The sequence below is a fragment of the Sorangium sp. So ce117 genome (assembly GCF_051524395.1).
GTDB lineage: Bacteria > Myxococcota_A > Polyangia > Polyangiales > Polyangiaceae > Sorangium > Sorangium cellulosum_B.
The window spans coordinates 7,448,637-7,475,073 of the sequence record NZ_CP150309.1 but is presented as its reverse complement, the minus strand read 5'-3'; the positions used below and the strand labels follow the sequence as shown (position 1 = coordinate 7,475,073).

Sequence of the window (26,437 nt, the reverse complement as noted above, 5' to 3'; positions counted from 1 at the left end):
GAGGCGCGGCCGGCGCGCCCGTCGAAGCGGTGAGCGCGCGGTCGAGACGGACGCCGTGAACAGCGCGCTGGAGCGCTCGCGATCGTTCGCTCGCCTACATGGGCACACGGCCGACCAAGGGGGATTGGATCCGGTGCAAGAATTACGTACGCTGCGTGAACCGTGTTAGCTTCCGGACTGAGCCAGGACGCTTCACCGTTCTTGTGCATCACGTTTTTCCCTAGTGAACGGATGGCTAGCGCGGTGTTACGGCTGGTGTCCAGCTTCTGTGGGATGGTGCTGGACGATGAGAGTGAGAGCTCGCGGTTCTACATGGCCGCGCACGAGCTCGTCGAGAACCTCATCAAGTACTCGTCCGGCCCGGAGGTCAGCATCGAGCTGGCGCTGGAGGGGGGCGAGGGCGCGCGGGTCCTCGTGATCCGCGCGCGGAACGAGGCGTCGCCGGAGCGGCTGCGCGAGGTGGAGCGGCGGCTCTCCGCGCTGAGGTCGGCGAGCGATCCTGTGAAGCACTATGACGAACTCATCTGTGAGACGGCGATGGTAGAAGGGGTATCCGGGCTCGGCCTCGCGCGGGTGCGCGCGGAGGGCGGGCTCGACGTGGACTACACGATCGAGGGGAGCAGGCTGACGATCATCGCGCAGGCGCCGGTTGCGGGATGGAGGGGAGATGAGCGGTTTACGGGTTGAGCCTGTCGTCACGGACAGCTTCGGGATCGAGCCGACCCTGAGGGACGACACCCTCGGCGTCAAGCTCACCGGCACGGGCGACATGGCGGCGGCGGCGCCGCTCGGCCTTTGCCTCAAGGCCCTCCAGGGAGAGGTCATGCGCCTCTCCATCAGCGCGGTGCAGTTCGATATAAGGGCTCTTTACTTTCTCAACTCGAGCTGCCTGAAAGCGTTCATCAGCTTCATCTGCGGGCTCGCGGGCCAGGGGCTGAAGTGCAAGGTGCAGTTCCGCACGGACGCGCGGCTAGGATGGCAGAGACGGAGCCTGGTGGCGCTCGAGCGCATGTCTCCGGAGCTGGTCTCGATCGAGGACACCTGACCGGAGAGCCGCAGGACAAGATGAAGAAGCGCCGGACGATCGCCCTCGTGATGGACTATGTGCGCGGCGAGTACCAATCCGCGCTGCGGATCGGGGTCGAGCGCGCCGCCGAGGCGCACGACGTCAACCTCGTGATCGCCGTCGGGGAGACGCTCTCCGCCCACGGTCCCTCCGAGGCCGCCCAGAACAGCATCTACCGCCTCGTCAGCGCGGAGGCGGTCGACGGCATCGTGGTCGCGTCGGCGACGCTCTGCAATTTCGTCGGCGCCGAGGGGGTGCAGCGCTTCTGCCAGGATTACGCGCCGATGCCCCTGTGCAGCATCGGGATCCCGCTCGAGGGCATCCCGAGCATCCTCGTGGACAACGGCCTCGGGATCGAGATGGCGGCCGGCCACCTGCTCGACGATCACGCGTGCCGGTGCGTCGCGTACATCGGTGGGCCGGTCAACAACGAGGAGGCGAGGATCCGCGCCGACGCGTTCCGCAAGGCGCTCGCCGCGCGCGCGATCCCGTACGACGAGCGCCTCGTCGCGAGCGGCCAGTTCACGATCGACACGGGCCGCGCCGCGATGGCCGAGATCCTGGACCGCGGGGTCGAGATCGACGCCGTGGTCGCGGCGAACGACAACATGGCCCTCGGGGCGATCGAGCTCTTGAAGGCGCGGGGCCTCCACGTGCCGAGGGACATCCTTGTGTGCGGCTTCGACGACGTGGGCGTGGCGCGCTACGCGAAGCCGTCCTTGACCACGGTTCGCCAGCCGATCAAGCGGCTCGGGGAGATCGCGCTCGAGACGGTCGTGCGCATGCTCGACGGCGAGGCCGTCCCCGATCGGAACATGCAGCAGATCGAGCTCACGCGGCGCGAGTCCTGCGGCTGCGCGTACCAGGCGGTCGCGATGCGGCCGCGCACGAACCCGCCGCGCCTCGGGGCGATGTCGCTCGGCGGCCGGCGCGACGAGCTGGAGCGCGCGCTCGAGCAGGCCGTGGGGATCCCGGCCGCGTCGCTCGACGGCTGGGCCGGCGGGCTCCTGTCGGCGCTCGAAGAGGAGCTGGAGGGCCACGAGGGGTGCTTCCTGCACGTGCTGGAGCGCGTCCTCGACACGGCCGGGCGCGAGGGGGTGTTCCTCGATCTGTTCCAGGGCGTGGTGACGCTCCTGCGCGCGCGGCTCCGGCGGCCGGTCGAGGAGGGGGGCGACGCCGCCGTGAACGAGGCCCTGGAGCGGCTGTGGCATGCGTGCCGCGTCCTCATCGGGAGCGCGTCCGTGCGCGTCGAGGGGCGGCAGCGCCTCGACGTCGAGGTCGCCTCGATCGACCTGAGCTGGAGCGGGCGGTGGTTCTCGACGTGCCTGAGCTTGCCCCTCTTCCAGCGCATGCTGGCCTCGGAGATGCCCAGGCTGCACTTCACGCGCGCCGCCGTCTCGCTCTACGACGACGCCCAGCGAGCCACCCTGAAGACGCTGTTCCTGATGGAGGACGGCCACGCGGTGACGCCGCCGACCGAGAGCTTCCCGTCGCGCTCCCTGGCCCCTCCCGGGTTCCTGAGCTCGAGCGAGCGCACGAGCGTCGTCGTGATGCCGCTCACGTTCGGTGACACGGAGTATTTCGGGGTGATGGCGCTGAACAGCGGCATGAACGAGATGGTCTACGACGCGCTGCGGCTCCAGATCGGCTCCGCGGTGAAGACGGTGGCGCTGCACCGGGAGATGGTGCGTCAGGTGGAGCTGCGCGAGCGGCTGGAGCAGGAGAGCGAGCGGCAGGAGACGGCGCTCGCGGCGCGCCTCCAGACGACGCTGGTGCCGGAGCAGCTGCACATCGAGGGGCTGGAGCTCTCCGCGGCCATGACGCCGGCGGCCGAGGTGGGCGGCGACTACTACGACGTCATCGCGACGCCCGAGGGGGGGTGGCTCGGGATCGGCGACGTGGCGGGGCACGGGCTCGCTGCGGGGCTCGTGATGCTGATGATCCAGAGCATGGTGTCGGCGCTGACGAGCAGGGACCCGGGCGCGAGCCCGAGCGAGCTGCTCGCGGCGCTCAACAAGGCGCTCTACAAGAACGTGCGCAGCCGCCTGAAGCGGGACGAGCACGCGACGCTGCTCCTGCTCCGGTACGAGCGGGGCGGGCGGGTGACGTTCGCCGGGGCGCACGACGACATCATCGTGTGCTCGGCGCGCACGCGGCGGTGCGTGTGCATCCCGAGCTCGGGCGTCTGGATCGGCGTGTTGCCCGTCATCGACGAGGTGACGCGGGACGCCCAGTTCGTCCTGGAGGACGGGGACGTGCTCGTGCTCTACAGCGACGGGGTGACGGAGTCGCGCAACGCGCACCGCGAGCAGTTCGGGCTGGAGCGGCTCTGCACCGCCATCGAGGCCGTGCAGACCGCGCCGGTCGAGGCGATCCGCGACAGGATCCTGAGGGAGGTCGAGGGGTGGTGCCCGAGCCCGGACGACGACATCACGGTCGTCGTGGCGCGGTACCGCGCGCCGGCGTAGCGCTCGCGGCTGACCTTGCCGTCGCGCCGCCTCGGCATGCGGCGCTCGATGACGCCGCTGTGGAGGAACGGAGACGTCCTGCCGTCGGCGGGGCTCTTACGGCGTGGGGCGCTGGACTGGCCTGGCGCGCGGTGCTGGACTCGACTCGTCGGCGCGCGGCGCGCGGTGCGCCGCAGCGGACGCGAGGGTCCGCGCGCCGGAGCCCGGAGGAGATCGCGCCATGGTTTATCCCGACCTGCAGGTTGTCGAGCGCGCCCTCGCCGCCGTCGAGGCGCTGCGGGCGAGCGCCATCGAGCATGAGCTGCGAAACCGGCACCTCGTCGATGTGGTGCACCCGAAGCACCGGGCGGGAGCGACGAACCTGCTGCATTACCTCGCTGTCCGGCAGCAGGACATCCGCGACCTGCAACGGCAGCTCGCCTCGCTCGGGCTGAGCTCGCTGGGGCGCCTGGAGCGCTGCGCGCTGGCCTCCCTCGACGCCGTGCGCGGGGCGCTCGACGCGCTCGCGCGGCGCCCCGAGGTGCGGCCGCCCGGCGAGTCGCCCACCACGTTCGCGTCGGGGGGCGCGCTGCTCGAGGAGCACGCGCGGGCGCTGCTCGGGGAGGGGCGCCAGGGGCGAACGACGCGGGTGATGGTGACGCTGCCCGGGGACGCGCGGAAGGGGGAGCTGAAGCGGCTGCTCGAGGGAGGGATGGACGTCGCGCGGATCAACTGCGCGAAGGAGGACGCAGGCGCGTGGGCCGGGCTCATCGAGCGGCTCCGGGAGGCGGGACGGGAGACCGGGGTGCGGTGCAAGGTGCTCTGCGACATCGCGGGGCCCAACCCGCGCGTGAGCAAGATCGACGGGGATCCGGCGCGCGTCACGCTGCCCGAGCGGGGTGAGCGGCCCTGGCTCTGGCTCTGCAAGGACGTGAAGCGGGCGCGCCCCTCGGCGGGCAGCACCGGCGCGGGGGAGGCGCTCGCGCTCGGGTGCACCATCCCGGAGATCGTCGACGACCTCCGGCCCGGGCACCGGGTGTTCTACGACGACGGGCGGCTCGGCGGCACGGTCAAGCTCGTGACCGGAGGCGCCGCGCTCGTGGAGGTGGATTTCGCGCGCCAGGGCTCCGTGAAGCTGAAGCCTGGAAAGGGCCTGAACTTTCCGGACACCGAGCTCGGGATCCCGTCGCTCACGCCGAAGGACCTCGAGGATCTCGACTTCATCGCGCGCCACGCGGACATGGTGGGGCTCTCGTTCGTTCGGTCTCCTTCCGATGTGGAGCGCCTCCAGGCGGAGCTCGCCGCGCGCGGGGCGGCTCACCTCGGGATCGTCCTTAAGATCGAGACGACGCCCGCGTTCGCGCGGTTCCCGAGGCTCCTGCTCACGGCGATGCGCAGCGAGCAGGTGGGGGTGATGCTCGCGCGCGGCGATATGGCCGTCGAGATGGGGTTCATGCGGCTGGCGGAGGTCCAGGAGGAGCTCCTGTGGCTCTGCGAGGCGGGGCTGGTCCCCGCGATCTGGGCGACGCAGGTGCTCGAGAGCCTGAACAAGACAGGCGTGCCGACCCGCGGGGAGGTGACGGACGCGGCGATGAGCTCGCGCGCGGAGTGCGTGATGCTCAACCAGGGCGAGAACATCGTCGCGACGGTCGCGTTCGTGGTCGACGTCCTCCGCCGGATGCACGAGCACCAGGACAAGAAGCGGGCGCTCATGCGTTCGCTCGGGGTCTCACGCCTCGACTGAGGCGTCGACCCGAACCAGGCGTCGTCGACCGTCGACCCAACCCCGGTCGACCCGACCCCAACCCGACCCGGGTTGGGCGGCCAGGTTGGGCGCCCCGACCCGGGTTCGCTTTCCGCTTTCAGCGGTCGGCGGCCGACCCAACCTGGGTGGGCAGCCCGGACGGATGACTCAACCTGGGTGGGTTGCCCCCGGTGCGCAGCCCGGCGGTCCGGCGGTCGACCCAACCTGGGTGGGCGGCCCGGATGGGCGGCCCGGATGACCCAACCCTGGTGGGTTGTCCCCAGTGCGGATGACCCAACCCGGGTGGGTTGCCCCGCTCAGTCGACCGAAGGCACGGTGGCGTCGACCCGGGTTGGGAGCCCGCGCGCGCCTGCCGGCGCGCGGAACGCTGCGCCCGACAGCTCCCGCCGCATGCAGGTGGCCGCCTCGTCGTAGCGGGGGTCGGACGCACTCCCGATGATCGTCGGCACCACGATATAGCCCTCGGCGTCGACGTTGAACTCCACCCGGATGGCGTCAGGCGGCAGCAGGCTCCCGCCCGGGCCGCGGCAGCGCTGCACGAGGTCCCAGTAGAGCTGCGCCCGCGCCGCCTTCTCGATCGCCGGGCTCGACATGTTGGCCTGCACCAGGGGCGCGCCGATCTCGACGCGCGAGCGGGGGGCAGGGGTGGGGGCGGGCGCCGGCTCCGGCGGGAGCGCGGAAGGCGCCGGGAGGCCGGTGCTCGTGCCGATCTTCGCGACGCTCACGCCGTCGGCCGGCCTGGAGGCGGCCTCCCGCCCGGCGGCGAGGATCTCCTCGAGCGCATCCGGCTCGACGGACCCCACCGCCGGCGCGCTGTCCGTCCGGAGGCGGGCGCCGCGGTCGTCCAGCGACGCGGCGGCGCCGCGCGCCCAGGGGGTGAGCGCCCCGGCGTCGGCCCCCGCCGGCGGCGCGGGCGGCGGGCGCTCGCAGGCCGCGAGCAGCGGGAGCAGGGCCACGAACGCGGTGCGCACGGGGAAAGGGTCGATCGAATGCGCGTCGCGCGCAACGGCGTCGGCAGTGTACCGTGGCATCGCACGTCGATGCGCGCGCTCCTCGCGATCCTGCGGATCGGTCTTCGCTCGCTGCGCGAGGGGAGCGTGTCCCCCATGTCGTCGTCATCGGGAGGCCTGCGCGGCGGCTCTTCCAGCGCCGCCGCGCGCCTCGCCCTCGTCGTGGCCCTGTCGTCGCTCGCGGGCGCGCTGTCCGGCCTGCTCCCGGCGATCGCCGGCGTGGCCATCGGCGCCGTCTCCGGGCGCGAGGCGCCGCCCTCGGGCGGCATCGGCGGCGCGCTCGCCCGGCTGCTCGCCGGCGCACCGCCCGCGGCCGTGGTCCTCGCAGCGCTCGGCGCCACGCTCGTGTCCGCCTCCCTGGCGGTGCTCTCGGGCCGGAAGAGCTCGGAGCTCGGCGGCGACCTCACCGCCGCGTTCCGCGTCGCGCTCTTCCGGGCGGCGCTCTCCGCCTCGCCCCGCGACGTGGACGCCGCCGGGCGCGCGCTCATCGCGGCGCAGGCGGCGGGGCCCGCGCCGCGGCCGCCGAGCGCCGGGCCCGCGCCGCCCGTCCGGGGCGCGGAGGTCGTGCGGCTCGCGATCGCGCGGGACGCCGGCCTCGTCGCCGATTTCGCGATCGCCGTCGCGACCGGCTTGCCCCAGGCGCTCGCGACGCTCGCGGTCCTGGCCGGGTCGCTGGTCTCGAGCGGCATGGCGCTCGTCCTCGCGGGCGGCGCGGCGCTGTTCGCGGCCTCGCGCCTCGCGGCGGACCGGGCCTCGGGCCGCGTGGCGCGCGCGATGCGGGAGATGCAGCACGCCGACACGGCCGTCTTCGGCGCGGTGGGCGAGGCGCTTTCGGGAGCGGAGGACCTCCGCCTGCTCGGCGCGCGCGCCCAGGCCGAGAGAGAGCTCGCTGTGGCCGCGCGCCGGGTCGCGGACGCGCGCCGCCGCTTCGGCCAGGCGCTCGCCGTCTCCGGCCAGATCAAGGGCACGCTCGCGGCGCTCTCGCCGCTCGTCATCGTCGCCGCGCTCGCGGCCTCTCGCGGCGTCGCCGGCGCGGGCGAGGTCGGAGAGCTCCTGCTCGTGGTGCCGCTGCTGATGGCGCGCCTCGAGGCGCTCGACGCCCTCCGCGCCGGCTTCATCGAGCGCGCCCCCCTGCTGCGCGCGACGCTCGCGCTGCTGCGCCTGCCCGAGCACCCTCCGCGCCCCTCCGGCGGCCTCGCCGTGCAGCTGGACGGTGAGGCGAGGCGCCCCCTGTCGATCGCCTTCGAGGGGGTCACGTTCACGCCGCCGGGCGCGAGCCGCCCCGTCCTCGATGGGGTGTCGCTCTCGATCCCCGCCGGAGCGGTGGTCGGCGTCTGCGGTCGCTCCGGCAGCGGCAAGTCGATGCTCCTGCGCCTGCTCCTGCGCCTCGACGAGCCGTCGTCGGGCGCGATCGCCGTGGGGGGCGTGGATCTGCGGCAGATCCCGCCCGAGGAGCTCCCGCGGCTGTTCGGGGTGGTGGGGCAATCGGCGCGGCTGTTCGAGCGGAGCATCGCGGACAACCTGGCGCTCGGCCTCGAGCCCGCGCCCACGGAGGAGCGCATGCGCGAGGCGCTCCTCCGGGTGGAGCTCGACGAGCTCGCAGGCGCGCCGCCGGCGGAGGGCGAGGCGCGGCCCGCGCGCGGCCTCGCGACGGAGGTGCGCGCCTCACCTCCGAGCCTGTCGGGCGGTGAGGCGCGGCGGCTGCTGCTCGCGCGGGTGCTGCTGCGCGAGCCGCGGGTCTTCGTGCTGGACGAGCCGGAGGCGGGCCTGCCGGGCGCCACCGCCGAGGCGGTCCTCCGCACGGCGTGCGAGGTCGCCGCCGGGCGCACGGCCATCGTCGTGACCCACGCGCCGCACCTCCTCAGGTCGACGTTCAACGTGCTGCTCGACGGCGGTCGGGTCGCGGCGATGGGCACGCACGAATCCCTCCGCGAGAGCTCGCCGCTCTATCGGTCGCTTCTGGCCGAGGCGCTGCAGCGATCCGCGAGGTCGGCGGCGGGCTGACGAAGACGTGCGCGCGGTTACCCCGCTCGCGCGGAGGTCACGGATCGCAGGGACCGCCTGCCCGCGCGGCCTGGCGGGCGAGGTGCTCGGCGTCGACGGCAGCGCCGCGCGCCTCCTCGGGCACGTCCGCCGAGATTCCCAGCGGGCGGCCCGCGAGCCCCCGCGCGAGCCAGACGAGGATGGATACGGCCCCCCAGGCGAGCGCGAAGGCGACGCCTGCGTCGACGATCGCGCGGTAGGGCGGGGGCATCTGCCGCACGAGCAGGATGAGCGCCACGATGCCTGCGACGAGCGCCCACGTCGCGATCAGCCGGCGGCGCGTCGCGTGGAGGAGCGCCATGCAGTAGAGCGGCGCCAGCGCCACGTGGAGGGGCCGCCCGTGCTCGGCGAGGTGGAGCGCGCGCGCGACGACCCGCGGCGAGAAGCGCTGCTGAAAGCCGCGGTACCCCTCGAAGTAGGCGATCGTGACCGTCCAGGCCGCGAGCAGGACCAGCTGACCCGTCGTGAGCGTGTGCCCCGTCAGGAGGCGCGCCGCCGTCGCGCCGAGACGACAGATGGCCTCGACAAGGACGGCCACGACACCAAGGACACCCCACAGGACGACGGCAAGGCGACGCCGCCCCTCGCGGACGGGCGGGCTCATCGCGCCCGCGCCGGATCGAGGGGCCTCGCGGCCGTGGATCGCGCTCGAACGGCCGCGCGCGCGGACGAACGCTTCGGACGGTGCGCCGGACAGCCGAATCGCCGCATGTCGCTGCATGCTAGGAGAGGAGCTGGGCACGTCAACCGGATCCCACGGGTGTCATGGCGGTTCGCTCCGGCGCGGTCCGGCGGTAGCATCGGCGGCCCATGCCGCTCGCCGACCGCTCCGCGCCGGGTGTCCCGCCCGCCCCGGCGCGGGCCCTCCCGCCCCACCCGCACGCGCTGCGCTCGCCGCTTGCGCCCTTCACGGCGCGCCTGCGCGACCTGCTCTCGACGGTCGAGTCGGCGGCGCTCCTCGGCGCGGTGGAGGCGCGGGTGCGCGGGCTCGGGGAGCACCTGCGCTTCGCGTGCCTCGCGATGCCGTGCTCGGAGGCGCTCGTCGCGCTCGAGATGGAAACGCTCGGGCGGCTCACGGTCCCCGTCGTCGCTGACGCGGTCGGCTTCCGCGCGCCGTGCGCGGAGCTGCCGCCGAGCGGTACCCCGTTCGCGTACCTGCTCGGTGGCGGCGGCGGGCACGCGGTGGAGCTGTCCGACGGCGATCCGATGATCGCGCCGCTCCGGCCGCTCCTGGCCGCCGCGCCGGCGTCCGCGATCTTCGTGCCGATCCGCGTCGGCGCAGCGACCGTGGGCGGCGCCGCGCTGTTCTCGCACGACGCGCCCCTCGGCGGGCGGGAGCTCGACCTGGCCGAGCGGCTGGCCGAGGTCCTCGCGCTCACCGTGGAGTCGTTCCGCACCGAGCGAGTCGTCTTCGAGCTCTTCGCGCGCGCGATGCCGGACCTGCTCGCGCAGGCGCCAGGCCAGCCGGCGGCGGGGCCGGGCGGGCGCGCCGCCTCGGGCGCGGAACCTCCCATCCCGGAAGGGGCGGCCCCGCCGCCGACCTCGCTCCGCGCCGCGCTGGAGCGGCACATCCACGCGCTGCGCCTCACGCCCGAGTACCGCCGCCGCCTGGAGCTCGCCGCGGTGGTGGGCAGGCTCGCAGAGCGCGGCGAGGCGGAGGCCCGCCTGGCCCTCGACCTCCTCGAGCGGATCGACGCCTACGCGAGCGGCGCCGGCGATGCAGGGGAGCCGGCCTCCGCGGGGGAGGGGAGCGCCGCGTGAGCACGGCTCCTCCGGCAGGACCGGGCGGCGAGCTCCACGGCGCGGCACGCCCGGGCGCGCGGAGCGGCGCGGGCGTGCGCGTCGCGCTGATCGACTCCGGCGTCGATGCCTCGCACCCCGCGCTGCGCGCAGCGGCGCTGCGGCACGTCGCCCTGGTCCAGCGCGGCGCTGGCGGTGGCGCGTACGGGGTCGCGCCGTGCGCTCCGGGAGATCTCAGCGGGCACGGGACGGCGTGCGCGGGCATCGTCCACCGCATGGCGCCCGCGGCCGAGATCACGAGCGTCCGCGCGCTCGGCGATGACGGGCGGTGCTCGCGTGACGGGCTCGTCGCCGCGCTGCGCTTCTGCGTCCGCGAGCGATTCTCCGTGGTCAACCTGAGCCTCGGCATCGACATCCCGAAGAACGCGCCGCTCCGCCCGGGCGACTACCGCTCGCTGGTCGAGCTCTACGAGGTCGCGGACGCCGCCTACACCGCGGAGGTCGTGCTCGTGGCCGCCGGCCCGAACGCGGCGGCGTTCCGCACCTATCCAGGGCGCTTCAAGTCGCTGATCGGCGTCGGCAGAGGGGCCTTTCAGGACCCGGAGGCGCTCCGGAGCGAGCTCACGCTCGACCACGAGATCCTCGCGCCCGGTGACGACGTGCTCGCGCCCGCGCCCGGCGGCGGCGAGCGGCGCTGGACCGGTACGTCGTTCGCGGCGCCCCACGTGACCGCGCACGTCGCGCGCATCCGCGCCGCGTGGCCGGAGCTCTCGATCGAGGCGGTGAAGGCGGCGCTGCACGGGCTCGCGCGCGGGGCGCGCGGCGAGGGGATGGAGGAGCGCGGTGCTCCCGCTTGATCCGATCGACGGCGTGTCGTCGCTGTCGCGGCTGCTGCGGAGCGCGCCGGGCGCAGAGGTCCGCGCCGAGCTCGACCGCGTCGAGGCGCTCCTCGGTGTCGGCCGCGATCCTGCGGCGGCGGTGCTTGAGGGCGGGCCGCTCGTCGCGGCGGCGCTCGGCTTCGGGCGCGGCGCGCTCGCGTTGCGTGAGGGGGCGCTGGACGCGGCCGTCCTGCACCTCGAGGGCGCTGTCGCCGCGTTCGACCGAGGAGGGGCCGCAGAGGCCCGGGACCTCGCGCGGTGCGAGGCGGCGCTCGCGCGCTTGCGCCGCGACGTCCGAGCGGCCTGCGCGTCCGCCATCGAGGAGCTCGACGCCATCGCGGCCGCAGGCGATCCCGGGCGCCGCGCCGCGGTCGTCGCCCTCCATTACCGCGGTACGGCCGAGCGGCTCCTCGGCGACGCGGCGGCTGCGCAGCGCACGCTGCTGTCGGCGCTGCGCCGCTCGGAGCCGTTCCTCGGCGAGCGCGCGCAGATCCTGAACTCGCTCGGCACGCTCTACGTGACCCTCGGCGCGCACGGCGCGGCCGAGGCGCTGCTCGAGCACGCGGCCGAGCTCCACCGCCGCCGGGGCGACTCCGTGGGCGAGGCGATCGCCTGCGGCCAGCTCGGCGCGGCGGCGCTCGGCCTCGGCGCCCTGGAGCGCGCCCGAGCCCCGCTCCAGCGACAGGAGTGGCTGTGCGCGCGCCTCGGCGACGCGTTCGGCCGCGCGCGCGCCCTCACGTTCCTCTCCGAGCTTGCGCTCGAGCTCGGCCGCGCCGACGACGCCCTGGCGCTCGCGACCTCCGCCCGCGAGATTGCCGAGCACGCCGCGCCGCCACTCCGAACCTGGGTCGCTTACGCTTCGAGGGCGATCGGGCGCGCGCGGCGGGATCTCGGCGATCCGGGCGCGGAGGCGGCGCTGGATGAGGCGGGCGCGCTCTTCCGCGCGCTCGGCCTTCCGCTCGGAGAGGCGCTCGCCGCCTGGGATCGCGCCTCGACCGAAGCGCTCGCGCTGGCGGAGCCGGCGGACTGGTTCTCCGCCGCCTGGTCGCTCGGTTCCCTAGGTCTATCCTCGCGGGTGGCGCAGCTCCTCCGGGAGCGTCTGGAAATCGAGGAAACCGCGCCGCTCCCGGAGAAGGGAGGGCCAACGTCGGACGGCGAGGCCCGCGAGCGGGCGCTTGCCGCGGCGGCGCAGACCTCGCCTCACGTGGCGATGCAGCGCGAGGTCGAGCTCGTTTACGATCGTCCCGACCACCTTGCCGCGATCGCCGCTCGCCGGACGGCGGCTCAGCGCAACCTCGGTCGGCTCGCGGCGTTGACGCTCGCCCGGCCGGGGCTCATCGTCGCCGCGATCGTGGCAGCGCCCCTCGGTGCCCGTGGCCGCGCGCTCCCCCCCGAGCGCGCGATGGCGGTCTGCGTGGCCGACCTGCCCGGCCTCACTGTGTGGATCTGGCCGGCGGCTACCACGCCAGCCACCATCGGCAACGATCTAGCCGTGCTGCGCGCGACGCTGGGCGGGCCGCTGCGCGCAGCGCTGGCGTTCGCGCCGGCAGGGCGCGTGCTGTGTCCGCCGTTCGCGGGCGACACTGGCGCGGAGCTCGATGCGGTCGAGCTCGCTGGTCTGATAGCGCTGCCCGCCATGCTCGCGCCGGGCGAGCTTCGCCTAGATCCGCAGCTCGGCTGGGACGGCGACGCTCGCGCGAGCGTGGAGGCACTGGGATTCGTCGTCACGAACAACCCGTGCCACCCAGGTTGACCCGCGAGCCGCGCGCGCTACCTCACCCAGGTTGTCCCTGCCCTTTTACCCTCTAAACACCTACATCGTGAGCACAACATCGGCCATGTTGGCGCCGTGAAACGTGCACATCCACCACGTCCCTGCCGGGAATACCACGCTGCGCACGCCGGCACGCCACCGCTCGAGCGCCGCCCGGTACAAGGCGCGAAACCCGCGTACAGCGGCACGAGCCGAGCGCCAAGCGTCACCCTGCTTGCGGCCGACAGCAAACGTCGGATTACCAGCGCGCGGCGCCTCGAGGCTCGTGATGCGCTCATGGGGCGAGACCTTGCCGGCTTGTTCGGCGCCGAGGAAGCGGCGCCCTCGCTGCTTCACCTCCGCTTGCGCCTGCAATTCTTGCCTCTCGAGCTCGGCGGCGATGGCATGGCGAAAGTCCTCCGCGCTGTCATGCTCGATGGTCGGCGGCAGCGTGAGTGACAGCGTTGCTTCCTCCGGCCACTGTGGATTTTTGGGGTCGAAGTATGCGGCGGGACGCGCCGCGCACAACACGCCCAGGCCGATCTCGCCCACCTTCACTTTGGCGCCCGGCCACTCATGCGCATGCGGGACGAGTCCAGCGGCCACAGGGTTTGCGAGGACATAGGCGATCTTCTCTACGACCGCCGCGCGTGTCAGCAGCCGCACCACGCTCGTGGCCTCATGATCCCATACCGGCCCTTCCCACGCACGGAGCACCTTCGTGCCGAGCGCGACGATGCGATGGAAGAACTGCAGGAAGCGCGGCAGAACGCCGTTCACGTCGGTCACGACGAGGTGCAGGTGCGTCGACATCGCGCAATGCGCATGGACATCAATGCCGTAGCGGCGGGTCGAGACCGCGAGGGCGTAGACCAAGAGCTGAGTGATGGCTGCGTCGGGGCGGAAGAGGAGATGCCGGCGCAGGACGCGACGGGTGATCAGGTAGGTTGCGCCGGGCGCGATCTGGCGGGGCTGGCTCATGGTCGGGCAGAATTCCAAGAGCCGTGCCGGCGATCGTGGTGAACGATCTCAAGTACTTACCAAGTACCTACCCATGCCTGCAGGTGGCGGCGCCATGGCGGACCGTGCTCGGTCACCCGGCGGGTCGGGTCAACCTGGGTGGGTCGGGTTTGCCCTTCCGGTCAACCTGGGTGGGGTCAACCTGGTTGGGTCGGGTCCTACCTGGTTGGGTCGGGTCCTCGCCCGCGCGGATCGCCTTGCTGAGCCAGGAGCGCAGCCAGCGATGGCCTGGATCGTCGTGCACGCGCTCGTGCCAGACAGCCGAAGATCGGTCCAGGCCGAGCTCGACGGGGGGCCGGACCGCGCGCAGGCCGAAGGGCGTCGACACCGCCGCGACCGTCGCTGGACACGTCACCACGAGGTCCGAGGCCGCGATCAGGAAAGGCACCGTCACGAAGTGCTGGACCTGCGCGACGATCCGCCGCCGCCGCCCACGAGCTTCCAGCGCGCGATCGACCAGGCTGCCCGGCATGCCGTGCGGAGCGATCAGCACGTGCCCGAGCTCCAAGTAGCGCTCCAGGGTCAGCCGCCGCGACGCTGCGGGGTGGTCCCTGCGCATCAGCGTCACGAATTCCTCCTCCGGCAAGCGCAGCTGTCGTGACGACGGGGGCACGAGGAGCTCCGGGACGAACGCGAGATCCGCCGTTCCCCGCTCGAGCCGCCTCACGAAGTCCGCTTCGGCGCGGTCGACCTGCACCGTGATGTGCGGCGCCTCGCGCGCCAGCAGGGGCAAGAGCCGCGGCAGGGCAACCGCCTCCAGCAGGTCGTTGCCGAGCAGCACGAAGCGGCGCTCGGACGTCGCTGGGTCGAACGGCGCGCCGGCCTGGACCGCCGCTCGCAAGCTCGCGAGCGCCTGAGCCAGCGGATCGGCGAGCGCCTCGGCGCGCGGCGTGAGGGCGAGCAGCGGCCGCCCCGGAGCGAGCAGCGCATCGCCGAAGAACTCGCGCAGCCGCCCGAGCCGCTGGCTCGCAGCCGACTGCGTGATGCCGAGCCGCTTCGCCGCGCGCGTCACGTGCCGCTCGCGCAGCAGCACGTCAAGCGCGAGCAGGAGATTCAAGTCGTCGGGGAGAGCCTCGATCATTAGCCGTACTAATATATAGTATTAGAGCAATGTCCTGTACTAATCGTCAGAACCGCCTCAATCTCTGCGCATGGCCGTCGCTCGCGGAGCCCGGTCAGACGTCCTCTGGAGGATGGAGCGCATCATGGAGAGGAAACTCAAGGTCTCGCGGCGGCGCCTGCTGGAAGGCGTCGCGACGCTCGCCGTGGCCGCGGGAGCGGGCTGGTACGCTGCGGGCCGGGGTGTGTTCGACGATCGGACGGGCGAGCCGTTCGCCCCTTGGACCGCGTTCCGCGGGCAGCGCGGCGGCGAGCTCGCCGAGCTCGTGCGCGCGGCGGTGCTCGCCGCGAGCCCGCACAACACGCAACCCTGGCTGTTCGAGGTCCACCCGGATCACATCGACGTGTTCTCGGACAGGTCTCGATCGCTCGGCACCATGGATCCGTTCCTGCGCGAGATGCACATCGGGCTCGGTTGCGCGATAGAGAACCTGGCGCTCGCGGCGGGTTCGATGGGATGGGCGCCCCGCGTCGAGCTCGAAGCCGGCCCTCTGCCGGGCTCCGACCCGGAGGGATCTCGCGCTCTCGAGCGCGCGGCGCCGCGGGCGATCCGGGTGGCGCGCGTCTGGATCGAGCCAGGCGCAGCGGCGTCCCCGCTCGCGGAGGTCATCGCACGGCGACACACGAACCGCGGCCCGTACCAGGCGCAGCGCGTGCCTGGTTCGGCGCTCCAGGAGCTCTCGCGCCTGAGCGAAGCGGGCTCCGATGGTGAGGTCGTCTGGCTGGAGCACCCCGATCAGCGCGAGGGCTTCGCCGCTCACACGCTGCGCGCCACCGAGACCATCGTCCGCGACGCGGCGATGGTGCGGGACAGCGACGCGTGGTTCCGGCTGGCGCCGGAGGCGGTACCGAGCCATCGGGACGGGCTGACCTTCGATGTGATGGGGCTCGGTCCGCTGCTCACCGCGGCGGTCAAGCTGCTGCCGCGTCCGTCTGCGGAACAGATGCACGACGACTGGCTCCGCGTCACCCGCGAGGTCCACCTCGCCGGCGATCCCGCCGTCGGCGTCATCGCGGTCCGCGACCGCCACGACCTGGGCGCGACGCTCCGCGCCGGGCGCCTGTGGCAACGGATGCATCTCTGGGCGACCGCGCGCGGCATCGCGATGCACCCGCTGAACCAGGTGCCAGAGGTCATCGACCGGGAGCGCATGCTCGGACGAGCGCCGGCGATGGAGCGCTCGTTCACCGAGGCGCTGGGTCTAGGCGACCGGCAGCCCACCTTCGCGTTCCGGCTGGGCTTTCCGGAGCGAGAGGGCGTGTGCGGCCCGCGCCGCGCCGCGGAGGAGGTGATCCGCGCCGCGTGAGCGCCGCGCCCCGGCTGGCGTGCTGACCGAGGCCGGCGAACCCTGGACGCCGAGGAACGACCGTCACCGCACGGCGATGCCCTGGGCGCCGCCGCCGGGCGTCAATCCACCCGCCTCCCCGCGTGGGATCAGGCCGCCGTCGCGGCTCACCTGGAATGCGGCGATCGACCCGGTGCCGGCGTTGAGGGTGTACAGAAACCGCCCGTCGCGCGTCATCGTGAGGTCGATTGGCGCCGTTCCGGGGGGGAACGAGGCGGACACGCCGTCGTCGAGCAGCGTCAGCGCGCCCCGGGCGTCGACCTGGAGCCCGGAGAGCGTGTTGCTGCCCGTGTTGGCCGTGAAGACATAGCGGCTCCCAGGGGCACCGGCGATCCAGCAGGTCGCCCGCTGGAAGGTGTCGACCGTGTCGCTGATGACAGCGAGGCTCCCGTCGGGCCCGATTTTGTACGAGGACACCACGCTGGTGTCGCCGGTCGCGGGCACGCCGTCGCCGCCGACCTCCGCAACGATGAGGTGGCCGCGACGATCGAAGGCGAAATCGAACGGGACAAGGCCCCTGGAGATGGTCGTGGCCGGCGCGTCGCTGGGCAGCCCGCGGCCGCTCATGGGGAACACGTGGAGCTGATTGGACCCCTTGCCCGCCACGACCAGCGCCTCGCCGTCCGGAGAGAAGCCGATCTGACCCGGCGTCGCGCCGAGCGACGGCGGCGTCGTGCCGCCGAGGCCGAGGCCGCGGTTCGATCCGTCGAGCGGGACGAGCTCGCCGCACGGGTTCACTTCAAAGCCGGCGATGTTGCCTTCGCCACCCACGTTGAGGACATAGAGAAGGTCGCCGTGCGAGGCGACGCTCACCGGGAAGTCGCCGCCCGAGTCGACAACGTCGAGCAGCGTCAGGCCGTGCGGGCCGACGCGGAACATCGACACCTCGCTGCTGCCCGCGTTCACGGCGAACAGGAGCTTCCCGTCCTCGCTGAGGACGAGCGAACCCTGGGAGCCGAGCGCGTTGATCGGCCGGGTCGGCGCGCCGAGCCCTCCGGTCGCGTACGTGCCGGCGTACGAGAGCGAGCCGTCCGCCGCCCGGTCATACGCCATCACGGAGTTGCCGTCTCCGACGTTGGTCATGACGAAGATCTGGCCGTGCCGGTGGACGCCGCTGCCGTGCGCCATGGCGTCGCCGGGCGCGCCCGACGCGACGAGAGCGAAGCTCAGGGCCGTGATGCTCATCGTGCTGCGAAACATGAGGAAGCTCCTGGGGAATGGCGCCACGAACCCAGCGGCGCGGGCTTGTCGGTGCGTCGATCGTCGAGGCGCATCTCCGTCGTGACGACGGGCACGGCGCGCCCCGAGCTCGCGGGCGCGCGGCTCTGCGCGCTCCGTCGGGCGGGTTCATCCGCTGCTACGCGGAAGCCCCTCCGCGGTTTCGCTGCCGTCGACCGGTCCGCTCCGGCGCGCCTCAGCCCTTCACCCGGGCGTCGATCCGCCTGCGGCAGTCTGGTCGGCGCGCGTGCGTGGCCCTGCCTCGCGTGACGGATCGCCCAACCTGGGTCGGATCGCCCAACCTGGGTCGGGTCCCCAAGCCACCCCAACCTGGGTCGGGGTCGACCCCGGGGTCGCCTGCCGCTTGCCGTGCCAACCTGGGTCGGATCGCCCAACCTGGGTCGGATCGCCCAACCTGAGTCGGATCGCCCAACCTGGGTCGGGTTGCCTGCCGGATCCCCAATCTGGGTCGGGTCACGGTCGTCCGGGTCGGATGATCGCCGAACCTGGGTCGGGGTCGGATCGGATCGCCGAACCTGGGTCGGGTCGCTCCAACCTGGGTCGGGTCGCCGAGCCTCGCATTGCCGCTCGCAGGCACCGGCCCTGCTTCTTGCGTACCTGAGCAACCGTTCGCCGGGCGCCACGGCACCCCCGCCCTCGGCGGCCCGGATCCAGCGCGAGGTGCCGCGGAAACCGCGCTTCTCCCAGGGCGATGACGCGTGGCATCGCCGATGCTTCGGACGCGATCGCGAAAGTCCATCCACTCTCCAACGGGAGTTGAACCATGTCCGTCTCGAACGCCCCTCTCACTGGAACCCCCGAAGCTCGCCGGCCCGCCCGCGGCTGCGAGCCCGATGCAGGCGCCAGTGTTCGGGACGAGTTCCTCACGCTCGCGTCGCACGAGCTCCTGACGCCGCTGACCTCGCTCAACTTGCAGGTGCAGCGGATGAAGCGGCTGAGCGAGCAGCGGGCGGAGGACGGGTCAACGTGGGTCGCCTCGCTCGAGGTCGTCGGCCGGCAGGTCAACCGGCTCACCCGCCTCTGCGATGACATGCTCCAGGCGATCCGGCTCCGATCGGGCCCGCTCGATCCCGAGCGCGAGACCGTCGATCTCGGGGCGCTCGTCCAGGAGGTGATCGCCGGGCTCCCGGTGGAGCTCCGCTCCCCGTCCTCCACGATCTCCATCGACGCGCCGGAGGGCATCGTCGGCCGCTGGGACCGCGGGCAGATGGGACGCCTCGTGTTCCATCTCGTCAAGAACGCCATCCAGTTCGGCGCGGGCCGGCCGATATCCATCGAGGTGAAGGCCTGTCCCGGCGGAGCGGAGCTCCTCGTCCGCGATCGAGGCGCGGGCATCGCGGAGGAGGACCAGGCCCGCATCTTCAGGTGCTTCGAGCGCGCGGGCGGCGTTGTGCACTTCGGCGGCCTCGGGCTCGGGCTCTACATCGCGCGCGAGATCGTGCGCGCTCACGGCGGAACCATCGGCGTGGAGAGCTCGCCGGGCTGCGGCTCGACGTTCCTTGTCGAGCTCCCCCTCGAGCCCGAGCCCGCCAGTCGGGCCGCCATCTCGCTCGCTCCCTGACACCGTCGCTCCCTGCGACGCCCGCCCACTCGCCGTCATCCTCCCCATCCCCTCGTCGAGCGCCCGCCCACACAGCGAGACGCCGCGCACCCCCGCCATCCACGTGAGCCCACCGGTCGCGCGCGGCGCGCCCGAAGCCCGCGCCACGCGAGGTCCGCCGCGCGAGGCAGCGCAGGCACGCGCCCGCGCGACCTGTCCGCTCGCCGCGAGATCTCGTGATCTCCCGCCTCGCAGAGGACGCCATCACCCGTCGACAACGGGGCGCGCCCTCCCTGGCGCGCAATCCATTGCTCGATCGTGTAGCGGTCCGTGCGCTCCTCCCCGATCGCGCGGCCAGCGCGCCGATATCCCCGTGAATCTGCGTGAGCTCCGCCGGCACGAGGTGTGCTCTGGCTCACGTGAGAGCTAGGGCCAGATAGGCAATCCGCGTTCGACGAATGCTCGAGCGAAGCGGAGCCGATCGATCGATGGGGCGTCCTCGTGGCGCCCGCGTCGCAGGGAGAACCATGAAGATCGAAGCGACCAGCGACCTCATCAGCATTGTGCTCGGCAAAGGTCACCCCACCATCGTCTCGGAGGCTACGAAGAACACCGAGGCTCACGGCGCCCGTCATCCCACGAGCGCGCGACCCGCCCACCTCGCGGAGCTCGACGGGGAGAGGGCGCCTTCCGGCCGCACCGCCGCCCCTCGCTACCAGAGCGCCGTGACCCAGCCGGCCGCCGGCCTCGCGAAGGCGCCGGAGCTCCTCGCCGCGAAGCAGCGCGTGCTGTCCGGCAGCAGGCTACCTGCGGCCTCGGTCCGCTTCGCCGGGCCTGCCGAGATCGACGTCTTCCTCGGCGAGCTCGATCTGGCGATCCGTCCTTTCGAGGACTGCTTGCGAAAGGCAGGGGCCCGACACAGCGACAGGGCCGCCCAGCTCAAGGCCATCATCAAGAAGGCCTCGATCCAGACCAGCAAGACCCGGTTCGAGTGCCCCCGGGACATGGCCGAGTTCGACGCCAGGCTCGAGCGGATCGTGCGGGCGGGTGAGCCCATCGTGCTGGCCATGCCGGAGGGCGGCGGCAAGGTGCCAGTGCCGCTCAAGACAGGCAGGTTCGGCCGGGGGCCCGATTTCGCCGAGTTCCTCGGCATCAAGATGCGAGCGGCGCTGGCGCGCGTCCTGCGCGAGTTCCACCCTGGCGGCGCCCACGTGGTCGTCGTGCCGGACACGTGCCTTCACACCCGCGACATGGGCTTCTGCGCGGACGAGGTCCGGAGCCACCTCGAGCAGCTCTGGCGCGATCTACCCCGCCTCGGCGTCCGTGACGAGGTGATCGTCGCCGATACCCTCGCGTACCTGCCCGCGGACTGGGGCAGCGTCGTCGAGCGCAGCGCCGCGGAGGTTGTCGCCTCGATCGCGGAGGATGAAGCGGTGAGGGAGGCGGCCGCCGCCCAGTCGAGATCGCTGATGTTCATCAAGGACTGCGGCCTCTCCGACGAGGACGAAGCGGTGCTGTTCTATGCCGCCGTGGCCGGCCACCCGGACGGGATCCCCACCGGGCTCGCCGCCCAGGCCAGGGCCTTCCAGGCGGCGACGGACGAGGTGACGCCCCTCTACATGGCCATCAACCATCATGGCATCCGGGGCCTCGGCCTGATCGAGCGGGTGGTCGACGGGCTCGGCTTCTCGAGCGCCAGCTATCTCCGCGCGAGCGTCCACGCCAAGCCCGGCTGTCCGCGGCCCGCCCTCAGTGTCTTCCATGCCCTGGCGCCGGTCGCCCTCTTGCCGATGCACGCCCTCGGCGTGCGCGTGATCGACGAGACGCCTCGCTGGGGGCTCTCGTTCGATGTCGTCGGGCGGATGCGCGGCTGGCAGGCCGTCTGCGAGGCGACCACCGGGCGCTTCCTGTTCTATGAAACGACGCAGGAAGGCGTGGAGATGGGCGGCGCCTGTGCCGAGCGGGCAGCCGCGTGACAGCGCCGCGGAGGCCGGCGGGGGCGCCGGCCTCACCCCCTGTCCAGGAACCGAGGAGGACGCTCGTGCAAGAGTTCGATACGATCGTGGTCGGCGCCGGCATCACCGGCCTCTACTGCAGCCTTCGCCTCGCCCGGCGGGACCCTGGCCGCACCGTCGGGCTCTTCGAAGCGTCGGAGCGCTTCGGGGGCCGGATCGAGACGGTCGACCTCGATGGTTTCCTCGCCGAGTGCGGCCCCATGCGCTTCGAGAAGCGCCGGCAGCGCCTGCTGATGGGGCTGCTCGACGAGCTCGGCCTGAAGACCAGGCCGTTCACCCCGTATGCGGCCGAGCCTGTCCAGGGGCCGCGGTTCTCCCTCGCCCCCGACGAGGCCGGACCCGCTCATCGCCCCCACACGACGCTCGAGCTGATGAAGCTCGGTATCCTGAGGATCTTGAAGGACACCCCGTGGGCGAGCCCCGGTAACCCGGACGACCCCAGGGACGAGAAGCACCGGGAATGGCTGAGGGGCCTGGCGGAGGACGACTATGCCAGCATGCGCCGCGGCGCCAGGCTGGGAGGCGACTTCCTCTACGAACAGGGGTTCTGGAACGCGCTGAGCGACGTCCTCAGCCACGGGGCCGTGCTCGCGATCCGGGATCAGGGCACGTTCTTCCACCTGATCCCGGAGAACCCCAACGCCATGGACTGGATCGTCTTCTGGCTTCGCGCGCTGTCCAGCGAGGGGGAGGGGGACGCCTCGCTCGTCAGCATCGAAGGCGGCTCCCGGGCGCTGCCCCTCGCCCTGGTGCGGGAGCTCGAGCGGCGCCCCGAACAGGTCGCCATCCACCTTCGCCACGCGCTCACGTCGCTCGCGGCAGCGGAAGGAGGGAAGATCCGCCTGCAGTTCGCCCGCGGCGCGGAGACCGTGGAGGCCGTCGCGAAGCACGTGATCCTCGCCTTGCCCCGCAGCCCCCTGATGCGGCTCGCCGGCTGCTTCTCCCGGGAGATCCAGCGGGATCTCGACGCGGTCTTCGGGTTTCCGCTCCTCAAGTGCTTCCTGGTCACGGACGCGCCGTGGTGGACGGCGCGCACGCCGCCCCACAGGAACGCGTCGCTGATGCCCGCCAGGGAGGTCCACACCACCTACCGCGAGAGCGACGGGAAGGGCATGATCATGCTCTACACCGATCGACCGGCCACGGAGTTCTGGAAGGTCTATGTCCAGGGCGAGGCCCACGATCGCGCGGAGATCGACGGCAGCGAGGCGCTGAAGCGGCAGCTCCTGAAATACCTCGGCGTGGATCTCCAGGACCCGGCCGGGCGGCAGCGCGCCGCCGGCGCCGTGACGACCTGGGCCATCCGGGACTGGAGCCGGGAGCCCTACGGGGCGGGGGCCCATACCTGGCGGCCAGGCGTCAGGTCGTGGGAGGTCCTCGAGAGGCTGAGGGCGTTCGACCTCCCCGGCAGCAACGCGCCTGTCGGCGGCGTCCATGTCTGTGGCGAGGCCTACTGCGATTATCAAGGGATCGAGGGCGCGCTCCGCTCGGCCGAGAGCGCGCTCCAGACCGTGCCCTGATCGTCGATGCGGCGCGCGCTACGGCTCCCGGGGGGGCGCGTACCCGAGCCGCTTGATGCCGTGCGCCTTGAGCTTGTACACGAGCGTGCGCAGCGGCATGCCCAGCGCGCGCGCCGCCTCCGTCTGGTTCCCGCTCGCCTTGCGGAGCGCCTCGACGATCAGCTCGGCCTCGCAGCGCTGCAGCCGCGTCTTCAGGTAGTCCCCGCCCGGGGGCGCGGCGGTGAGCTCTCCGACCTGGTACGGCAGCTCCTTCTCCGCCTCCGCCGCCGGCTCGGAGGAGGGCGCCGCCCGGGCGCGCTCCGGCAGATCCTCCTCGGCGATCCACTCGCCCTCGGCGATGACCACGGCCCGCTCGATCGCGTTCCGCAGCTCCCGCGCGTTCCCCGGCCAGGAGTACGCCCGGAGCCGCGCGAGCGACTCGGCGTCGAAGCCGCGGATCGACCGGCCGTTCGCCTGGTTCGCCTGGTCGAGGAAGCGCAGCGCGAGCGGCTCGATGTCCTCCGGCCGCGCCCGGAGCGGCGGGATCGTCATCGTCATCGTGTTCAGGCGGTAGAACAGATCGCTGCGGAACGCGCCGGACGCGCACATCGCCTCGACGTCGCGGTGGGTCGCCGCGACGACGCGCGCGTCGACGTCGATCGGCTTGTTCGAGCCGACGCGGGTCACCTGCCGCGTCTCGAGGACGCGCAGGAGCGCGGCCTGCACCGCGGCCGGCAGCTCGCCGATCTCATCGAGGAAGACCGTCCCGCCGTCCGCCGCCTCGAACACCCCTCGCTGCTGCTGCCACGCCCCGGTGAACGAGCCGCGCTCGTGGCCGAAGAGCGTGCTCTCGACGAGCTGCTGCGGGATCGCCCCGCAGTTGACGCACACCATCGGCTTGCCGCTCCGTGGGCCGCTGTCGTGGATCGCCCGCGCCACGACCTCCTTGCCCGTCCCCGTCTCGCCCAGCAAGAGGACCGGGATCGACGAGCGCGAGACCCGCTTGACGATCTCGAAGACGCGGCGCATCGCGGAGCTCACGACGACCGGCTCGAAATTGCAGGCGCCCGGGCTGCTCTTCCAGGTCCCGCCCGGCGCCGAGCGCACCGGCTGCTCCACCGTCGCGCTGCGCACGGCGCTCCAGCACCGATCGAGCAGCTCCTCTACCACGGTCCCCGCGTCGGGGAACGTCGCGAACCCCGCGAGCACGACGGGCGACCCGCCCCCGGGCGGCGCGGCGAGCGCGCGCGCCACGTCGAGCGCCACCTCGGCCCCGGCCTCGAGCAGCAGCGCCGCCACCACGTCCGAGCTGTAGAGCGCGATCCGGTCCACGGGGCGCAGCAGCGCCCGCACGCGCGGGAACAGGTGGCTCACGTGGGCGCTGGGCTGGCGGGCGACCCGGGCCATCACGACGGCGAAGCTCCGCCCGAAGTACCGCGCGCGCTTCACCTCCTCCTCGAGGGCGACGCGGAGCTGCTCGTGGCTCATCAGCCCTGGCAGCTCGTCCTCGGCCGCCGTGATCGAGCGGACGGCGACCACGACCTTGCCGAGGATCACCTCCTCGCCCGGCTTCACCTCGCCTCGCGTGATGCGCTCACCGCCGAGCCAGGTGCCGTTGGTCGAGCGCAGATCCTCGATGACGACCTTGTCGCCGGACTGGGTGAAGCGGGCGTGCTCGCGCGAGAGGCTGACGTCGCCGATCTGGACCTGCGACGGCGGCGCCCGGCCGATCACGACCGGCACGCCCGGGCTCAGCACGGCGCGCTCGGCGCCGTCGCGGTGGTAGACGAGCAGGGCGACGCGTCGATCGTCCTGCCTGACACCCTGGATCGCATCGATGAAGCTGCTCGACAGCGGCGTTGTCTCCGGGCCGATGTCCGTCTCGCGAATGCCTGCCACGCTGCTCACCCCCTTCTCACACGACCTCGCCCCCGGGCTCGCGGGCGGCGCGTCGCGCGCGCTCCCGCGGCGTGCGCCGGCGAGCCCGCTCGCCCGCGCTCCAGGCAGGCGCTCGCTGACGCTGAATTGCGCACCAGCACGGGCGTCTCCGGCGGGCGGCGACGCACCAGCTTGTCCATCAGGGTTCGGTGTTCATGAAGCGCATCCCACGCACCCCGCGCCTCCAACGGGTCCAATGCACCCGGCGCACCTTGCAATTCAAGCACCACCTGGGTGTCGAGCTCGCTGGTGACAAGGAGACCGTCCTCCGCCACGTGAGCCCGTCGACCGGGCTCGTCGCGAGCCTGGGCCCCGTGGAGGGGCGCGATCACCCGCTCCGCCCCGTCTACGGGGCCGTCCACCGCGTCTGCCCGGCGGGGGACGCCCCTGCGTTCGGCGACTTCCACCGGGCGAGCGGCGGCAAGGGCCGCTCCCCCGCCCAGGCCAGGGCGAGCGCGCTGTGTGAGGCGATCGAGCGCTACAGCGCGACCTACCAGGGCGACGAGCCCCTGCGCCGCGCGCGCCTGGCCGAGCTCGGCGGCGACGGCATCCCTCCGGACGCCCAGCACCACTTCAGCTCGGCGCGAGGGCGGCCGGCGCCCCGTGCCGCTGGTCATCTAATTCCGTTTCATTGGCCAGAGATCCGGAGAGAGAGAATTTAACGCAAAGGCGCAAAGGCGCAAAGGCGCAAAGGCGCAAGAGAAGAATTAATGTTTTGTATTTTTGCGCCTTTGCGTCTTTGCGCCTTTGCGTTGAACTCTCCCTCCGGCTCCCTGGCAGGATTTCTGACCCGCGGCACCAGGCCAGGTCCGGGGGATCCGGCACCGGCAGAAGAGGAGATGTCCCGTGCGCGACGGCTATCGCATCCTCGACGCGGATCGTCACGTGATCGAACCGCTCGATCTGTGGAAGGCCCACCTCGAGCCGGAGCTCCGCGCTCACGCCCCGTACCTCGCGTACGCCGGCGACGGCGAGCCGCTGGCCGACCGCGTGGCGCACCTCGGGCCGGAGGGGTTGCTCCGGCTCCCCCCGCAGCCGATGGTGGATGGCCGGCCGGTCCATCACCGGATGAGCGCGCGGACCTGGCGCGCGATTGCCGCTGCCGGCCGCCGGCGGCTCGGGGCGCTCGCGTCACTCGGGCCGCTCGAACAACCGCGAGCGCAGCTCGACGACATGGATCGCGAGGGCATCGACGTGGCGTTTCTCTACCCGACGCTCGCGCTGGCGCTCCTCGGCATGACCCCGCTGGATCCGGCGCTGGCGAGCGCGCTCGCCAGGGCGTACAATACCTGGCTACGGGGCTTCTGCGATCACGACCCCTCGCGCCTCCGGGGCGTGGCCCTGATGAGCCCGCACGATCCGGCGCAGATGGTGCCCGAGCTCGCGCGCGCGGCCGCGCTCGGCTTCCGCGCCGTCGTACTGCGACCGAACCCCGTCGCGGGGCGGACGCTGGGCGACCCTGCTTATGAGGCGTTCTGGGCCGAGTGCGAGCGGCGCTCGATCGCTGTCGCGATCCACGAGGGCACACACGCCTCCTTGCCGGCGGCCGGCGCCGATCGCTTCCGCAGCCGCTTCGCCCTGCACGCCTGCTCGCACCCGATGGAGCAGATGATGGCCTTGCTCGCGCTGATCGAGGGCGGCGTGCTCGAGCGCCACCCCGGCCTGCGGGTGGCCTTCCTCGAGGCCGGCTGCGGGTGGCTGCCTTACTGGCTCTGGCGCCTCGACGAGATCGAGTATCGGGGCCTGGCCGAGGAGGTCGCGCCGCACGTCCGCCGCGAGCCGTCCGCGTACTTCCGCCGCCAGTGCTTCATCGAGATCGAGCCGGACGAGCCGTGCCTGGAGCAGGCGATCCCATGGCTCGGCGAGGACAGGGCGATCTTCGGGACGGACTTCCCCCACATCGATCACGACGCAGGCATGGTGGAGCGGGCGCTCGCGCTCCGCCGCAAGCTCCCCGGAGAGAGCCTCCGCAAGATCCTTTGGGACAACGCCGCCAGCTTCTACGACGTTGATGAATGA

Annotated in this window: 20 protein-coding genes; 14 read left to right on the top strand and 6 right to left on the bottom strand. The window is 72.7% G+C overall.

The features are described from left to right. The first annotated feature begins 273 nt into the window (after positions 1-273). The 4 genes from WMF46_RS27930 (at position 274) to WMF46_RS27915 (ending at position 5,257) form a co-directional block, all read left to right on the top strand. Positions 274-687 (top strand): hypothetical protein, encoded by a 414-nt coding sequence (locus WMF46_RS27930; RefSeq protein ID WP_437979985.1) that lies wholly within the window; start codon positions 274-276, stop codon positions 685-687. Further along, positions 668-1,045 carry a hypothetical protein gene (locus WMF46_RS27925; RefSeq protein ID WP_437541851.1) on the top strand — a complete coding sequence of 126 codons (378 nt, stop codon included), beginning with the start codon at positions 668-670 and terminating at the stop codon, positions 1,043-1,045. Before WMF46_RS27930 ends, WMF46_RS27925 begins: the two co-directional genes overlap by 20 nt. Before the next feature lie 20 nt (positions 1,046-1,065). Continuing rightward, complete coding sequence (locus WMF46_RS27920) at positions 1,066-3,534, top strand: SpoIIE family protein phosphatase (RefSeq protein WP_437979984.1); 2,469 nt, start codon at positions 1,066-1,068, stop codon at positions 3,532-3,534. Between the two features lie 220 nt (positions 3,535-3,754). Beyond that, positions 3,755-5,257: a pyruvate kinase gene (locus tag WMF46_RS27915; protein WP_437979983.1), complete on the top strand. Its 1,503-nt coding sequence runs from the start codon at positions 3,755-3,757 to the stop codon at positions 5,255-5,257. Between the two features lie 317 nt (positions 5,258-5,574). On the opposite strand, the gene WMF46_RS27910 is transcribed toward WMF46_RS27915, so the two are convergent. Then, complete coding sequence (locus tag WMF46_RS27910) at positions 5,575-6,249, bottom strand: hypothetical protein (RefSeq protein ID WP_437979982.1); 675 nt, start codon at positions 6,247-6,249, stop codon at positions 5,575-5,577. 69 nt (positions 6,250-6,318) lie between these two features. On the opposite strand from WMF46_RS27910, the gene WMF46_RS27905 reads away from it, so the two are divergent. After that, positions 6,319-8,292: an ATP-binding cassette domain-containing protein gene (locus tag WMF46_RS27905; RefSeq protein ID WP_437979981.1), complete on the top strand. Its 1,974-nt coding sequence runs from the start codon at positions 6,319-6,321 to the stop codon at positions 8,290-8,292. A gap of 37 nt (positions 8,293-8,329) precedes the next feature. Here WMF46_RS27905 and WMF46_RS27900 read toward each other — a convergent pair whose 3' ends face one another. After that, positions 8,330-8,935 carry a hypothetical protein gene (locus WMF46_RS27900; protein ID WP_437979980.1) on the bottom strand — a complete coding sequence of 202 codons (606 nt, stop codon included), beginning with the start codon at positions 8,933-8,935 and terminating at the stop codon, positions 8,330-8,332. A 206-nt stretch (positions 8,936-9,141) separates the two neighbouring features. Between WMF46_RS27900 and WMF46_RS27895 the strand changes: the two genes are divergently transcribed. From WMF46_RS27895 to WMF46_RS27885, 3 genes are read left to right on the top strand one after another with little or no spacing between them, the layout of a single operon-like run. Next, positions 9,142-10,092: a hypothetical protein gene (locus WMF46_RS27895; protein ID WP_437979979.1), complete on the top strand. Its 951-nt coding sequence runs from the start codon at positions 9,142-9,144 to the stop codon at positions 10,090-10,092. Continuing rightward, on the top strand, positions 10,089-10,928 hold the full coding sequence (locus WMF46_RS27890) for a S8 family peptidase (RefSeq protein WP_437979978.1): 840 nt from the start codon (positions 10,089-10,091) through the stop codon (positions 10,926-10,928). The genes WMF46_RS27895 and WMF46_RS27890 overlap by 4 nt, the downstream gene beginning before the upstream one ends. After that, positions 10,915-12,702 (top strand): hypothetical protein, encoded by a 1,788-nt coding sequence (locus WMF46_RS27885; RefSeq protein WP_437979977.1) that lies wholly within the window; start codon positions 10,915-10,917, stop codon positions 12,700-12,702. Before WMF46_RS27890 ends, WMF46_RS27885 begins: the two co-directional genes overlap by 14 nt. Before the next feature lie 60 nt (positions 12,703-12,762). Here WMF46_RS27885 and WMF46_RS27880 read toward each other — a convergent pair whose 3' ends face one another. Both WMF46_RS27880 and WMF46_RS27875 read right to left on the bottom strand, forming a co-directional pair. After that, positions 12,763-13,683: a transposase gene (locus tag WMF46_RS27880; RefSeq protein ID WP_437541832.1), complete on the bottom strand. Its 921-nt coding sequence runs from the start codon at positions 13,681-13,683 to the stop codon at positions 12,763-12,765. Positions 13,684-13,795: 112 nt separating this feature from the next. Beyond that, positions 13,796-14,803, bottom strand: coding sequence for a LysR family transcriptional regulator (locus WMF46_RS27875; protein WP_437979976.1), 1,008 nt, complete (start codon positions 14,801-14,803; stop codon positions 13,796-13,798). Between the two features lie 124 nt (positions 14,804-14,927). Between WMF46_RS27875 and WMF46_RS27870 the strand changes: the two genes are divergently transcribed. After that, positions 14,928-16,148, top strand: coding sequence for an Acg family FMN-binding oxidoreductase (locus WMF46_RS27870; protein WP_437979975.1), 1,221 nt, complete (start codon positions 14,928-14,930; stop codon positions 16,146-16,148). Between the two features lie 63 nt (positions 16,149-16,211). Here the strand turns inward: WMF46_RS27870 and WMF46_RS27865 are convergent, their stop codons facing one another. After that, positions 16,212-17,387 (bottom strand): lactonase family protein, encoded by a 1,176-nt coding sequence (locus WMF46_RS27865; protein WP_437979974.1) that lies wholly within the window; start codon positions 17,385-17,387, stop codon positions 16,212-16,214. 802 nt (positions 17,388-18,189) lie between these two features. Between WMF46_RS27865 and WMF46_RS27860 the strand changes: the two genes are divergently transcribed. The 3 genes from WMF46_RS27860 to WMF46_RS27850 all read left to right on the top strand — a co-directional run bounded on the left by WMF46_RS27860 (position 18,190) and on the right by WMF46_RS27850 (position 22,501). Next, a complete protein-coding gene (locus tag WMF46_RS27860; RefSeq protein WP_437979973.1) occupies positions 18,190-18,987 on the top strand; it encodes a sensor histidine kinase in 798 nt (265 codons plus the stop codon). A 506-nt stretch (positions 18,988-19,493) separates the two neighbouring features. Then, on the top strand, positions 19,494-20,942 hold the full coding sequence (locus WMF46_RS27855; RefSeq protein WP_437979972.1) for a hypothetical protein: 1,449 nt from the start codon (positions 19,494-19,496) through the stop codon (positions 20,940-20,942). Between the two features lie 65 nt (positions 20,943-21,007). Next, a complete protein-coding gene (locus tag WMF46_RS27850) occupies positions 21,008-22,501 on the top strand; it encodes a flavin monoamine oxidase family protein (protein ID WP_437979971.1) in 1,494 nt (497 codons plus the stop codon). Positions 22,502-22,519: 18 nt separating this feature from the next. Here the strand turns inward: WMF46_RS27850 and WMF46_RS27845 are convergent, their stop codons facing one another. Further along, a complete protein-coding gene (locus WMF46_RS27845; protein ID WP_437979970.1) occupies positions 22,520-24,379 on the bottom strand; it encodes a sigma 54-interacting transcriptional regulator in 1,860 nt (619 codons plus the stop codon). A gap of 251 nt (positions 24,380-24,630) precedes the next feature. Between WMF46_RS27845 and WMF46_RS27840 the strand changes: the two genes are divergently transcribed. Then, entirely contained in the window at positions 24,631-25,080 is a 450-nt protein-coding gene (locus tag WMF46_RS27840; RefSeq protein WP_437979969.1) for a YcaO-like family protein, read from the top strand. Between the two features lie 184 nt (positions 25,081-25,264). Continuing rightward, positions 25,265-26,437, top strand: a complete 1,173-nt coding sequence (locus WMF46_RS27835; protein ID WP_437979968.1) for an amidohydrolase family protein — start codon at positions 25,265-25,267, stop codon at positions 26,435-26,437.